The sequence below is a fragment of the Plesiomonas sp. genome, from assembly GCF_051650925.1.
GTDB lineage: Bacteria > Pseudomonadota > Gammaproteobacteria > Enterobacterales > CAMTGL01 > Plesiomonas.
In genome coordinates, this window is the sequence record NZ_JBOFRH010000103.1 from 1 (window position 1) to 3,509 (window position 3,509).

A 3,509-nucleotide genomic window follows, 5' to 3' on the forward strand; every position below is an offset into this window, starting at 1 on the left:
TTTAGGTAGCCCTAACTCGGTCGGGTAGCCTGCTCTCTTCCATGCTGCCCAACCACCATCAAGCAAGCGCACGTCTTTCACACCGGCATACATCAGTATATTTGCTGCCCGTGCCGCAGCCATAGTTTCACGCCCGTATAAGATAACCGGTGTATCTGCGGTGATTCCCTGCTCTAAAAGCAGCTTTTCCAGCGCCAAGTTATCTACTTTATTCCATAACGGCTCTGATTCCAGTGAGTTGGTATCAATATAGCCGGAATTTGGAATATGCCCCAACAAATACGCCTTTGGCATTCCCCACTCAACAGCAATGACTTTCCAATTTTTTTTCGGTGCATTAACAACCGGTTTTCCGGCAGATAAATCAGCTAACCAGCTCACAGGAACCAGTTTAGTATACTGAGGCAGTGCATTTAATCTGCCTGTATCAGCCAACGCATCATCCAACGTATAAATAGTGTGGAAACCCAGTGCAGCCAAACGCTGCTGAACCTGTTTTACTTCAGCCGGTGAACCATATAATGCCACCGGTTTTTCAGCCACCAGCCTCTTTTTCGCCAGTAATTCGCGTAATTGCTGATCATTAAGATCAGGTAACCAGATAGCAGCAAGATTCAAGGCATTAGGCTCATGCCCACTGATCACACTACCAGGCTCTGGCCAGCCGTTATAATTGGCACTAGGGCGGGTATCAATAAGAGGAATATGCTGGGTAATGGCTTGTTTAACAGAGAGTGTTGGCAATGATAAAGCGGATGTTTTAGCGGGCTGCGCCACGGCAGAAAATGCCCAAAGAGATAAAATTGACCATGCAAGCAGTGCAATACACTGCTCGATCCGTTTTCGCGCATTTTTTAATTTGTTATTTTCAGTATTCACAGTAATCCTCTAATAAAAGATGACAGTCAGTAGATGCCGTGAATTATAACAAGATGGTCTCACTATTTAACGGTTAAATGGCTTTTTGATCTCAAAATAGCAGAGAAAAGCAGGGGGAATCACTCCCCCGCTGCCTCGATACGGTCTGTTACACCGTGATATTTTAAATTCAGCGTTTAATGCTCAACAGTTCGACATCAAAAATAAGGGCTGCACCGCTCGGAATTTTACCCGCAGCACGGTTACCGTATGCCAACTCATTCGGGATAAAAAAGCGGGTTTTCTCACCAACAACCATCAGTGGAATACCTTCTGTCCACCCTTTAATCACACGATTTAAAGGCAGCGCAATCGGCTCACCACGCTCAACAGAGCTATCAAAAACAGTGCCGTCAATCAGCGTACCATGATAGTGCACTGTCACTGTGTCTGTTGCCGTAGGGTGTTCAGTACCGGTTCCTGCTTGTAAAACTTGGTATTGCAAACCGGAATCTGTTGTCATCACTCCCGGTTTAACTTTATTTTGCGCTAAGAAATCAATACCAGCCTGACGATTCTCTGCTGCCTGACCTGAATTCCCCGACATATTTTTGATGAAGAAAATCACCACAATAATGACAGCCAAAACTAATATGATTTTCGACATCAACATGCCCTCATAAATAATCATTGTAAGTAGGCAACAGCGCATAACCGCACTGCGCTAAAACGCAAAGTAACAAGACAAGTGTAAAACACTGCGATAAAGAAAGGAAAGAAAAGCCGATAAACGTGAAGTTAACCTCGCCCAAAACGGCGCTGGGCGAGGTTATATGCAAGATAAAGAAAATCAGTTCGCCGGTTTTTCCGCCGATGCCGAAATATCGGCCACTTTATCTGCTGCTTTAAATACGGCTAAAGGTGCCATACGCGCTTTATTCAGCGTTAATGTATCACCCGACAGGCTATAGTTATCAACTTGCGCAAATACCTGCATCAGCGGTTGCTCAAAGTTCGCATTCATACAAGCTTTACGGGTCATCCCCAACGGAGAAAAGCTGATTCGACTTGCCTCAGCATTCAGGGTATATGACCCCATAAAATTGTTACAACCGCTAAACCCGTGCAAACGGTTCTCTGTTGTACTAAATTCTACAAACGGCTGCTGTTTCTCTGCCAGATCTGCCGGCACTTTTTGCCCCATCACTTCAGTCAGCACCCAACGGTGAGCAAAGAGTGGATTGGTTACTTCTGTTGATTCTACTGTCTGTTTCATAAGCTGATAATTTTTGGCTAGTGGCCCAGTAATGCGCTGACCAGAACGATCCAACATGAACAATACATTTTCACCGACAAAATACTGGGTATTTTCATCTTGTTTAGCCAGCATCACGGTATTACCCGCTTTGTTCCATGTGAACTTACCTTCACTCTCAAAGGTACTGTTACCTTTGCCACTGAGATATTCAGTTTTCAGTTTATAGGTATCATCCGAATTTAACACCAGCGTAGTTTTGATCCCTTCACAACTGGCACAAGGTACAACGCCTTGATAAGTGCCATTCCAGTCAAGTGCATTACGTGCACTATGGGCCGTATCTGCTTGTTTGGCTGTCACTGCAGTTGGCTGCGCAGCAGCTGAACTGCCAGCGGCATATACGCTGCTACCGACCATCATTGCCAGCAAACTTAATGCCATAACTTTAGCTTTCATTGTGAGTTCCTTCATTGTTTTTATGTGTTAACGCAGGAGCTTATCCAAAGCAATAACGCGGTATTACCAATGTATACAACGTGATTTGGCTGCACCATACCCTAACATTACCGAGCCTAACCCTATAAGCATAATCAAAATGAATCAAGTTGCTTATTAAGCGAAAATACCTCATTACAGATATCTATCTAAGTCATAACGCTGTGTTCATTTTGAGGCTTATAGACATCTGAGTATTCCACCTCAGTATCAAACCTTGATATCAGGCCGATGCATGGCACGGGGAATATACCTCCGCTTAACACGGATAATCACGCATTATCTGCACATTATTTTGCTTTGAGGATAGAGAAAAGATCACAGCAAAAACCATAACAAGAGGCATTATTACCTCGACCACATTATCAGCAATACAGTAAAAATGGGTGATTAGAAATAGACGATATGCAGAGATTACAAAGCGGAAATGACAAAATAATAGCTACAAAAATAAAACAGAGTGTGCAACAAAAACGACTTGCCGCACACTCAGAAGGGAACGATATGCGTAGAGAGATCAAAGGCACCTACACGACCATATCGTGATTATTGCTTTGGATACTCCGCCCTATTTTGCCCAGCCAACACATTCATTGATGAATAACGAGCCTCGCTGCCTGAACGATCGGGTAACCACTCAAGTACAAGGATTTTCCAGTTCGGGCTAAAAGTGACTGATTTTGGCTGATCATCAGCAGAAAACGTTCCGATCAGCGTACTGTAATCAGGGCGAACCATCGGGGCAGCTGCCGTTGGATCAGCGGCTGAATAGACGTTAACTCTGACACTATCAGGGCCTTTAAAATAGAGCGTGAGTGGTTTATCTGTTGCTAACGTAAAATCTTCAGGCACAACAATTTCAGATGAACTGTTTACCGGTGCAACCGGAACAGGCACT

General features: G+C 44.2%; 4 protein-coding genes. All 4 read right to left on the bottom strand.

All coding sequences use genetic code 11. The annotated features are described in order from the left end of the window. Positions 1-879: rhodanese-like domain-containing protein (locus ACRC27_RS02255; protein ID WP_438639094.1), on the bottom strand; the 879-nt coding region annotated here is incomplete at its 3' end. Positions 880-1,048: 169 nt separating this feature from the next. Further along, positions 1,049-1,525 (bottom strand): FKBP-type peptidyl-prolyl cis-trans isomerase, encoded by a 477-nt coding sequence (locus ACRC27_RS02260; protein WP_438622077.1) that lies wholly within the window; start codon positions 1,523-1,525, stop codon positions 1,049-1,051. A 183-nt stretch (positions 1,526-1,708) separates the two neighbouring features. Further along, a complete protein-coding gene (locus ACRC27_RS02265; protein WP_438633676.1) occupies positions 1,709-2,572 on the bottom strand; it encodes a copper resistance protein NlpE N-terminal domain-containing protein in 864 nt (287 codons plus the stop codon). A 585-nt stretch (positions 2,573-3,157) separates the two neighbouring features. Beyond that, a partial coding sequence (locus ACRC27_RS02270; protein ID WP_438639095.1) for a hypothetical protein occupies positions 3,158-3,509 on the bottom strand: 352 nt, incomplete at its 5' end.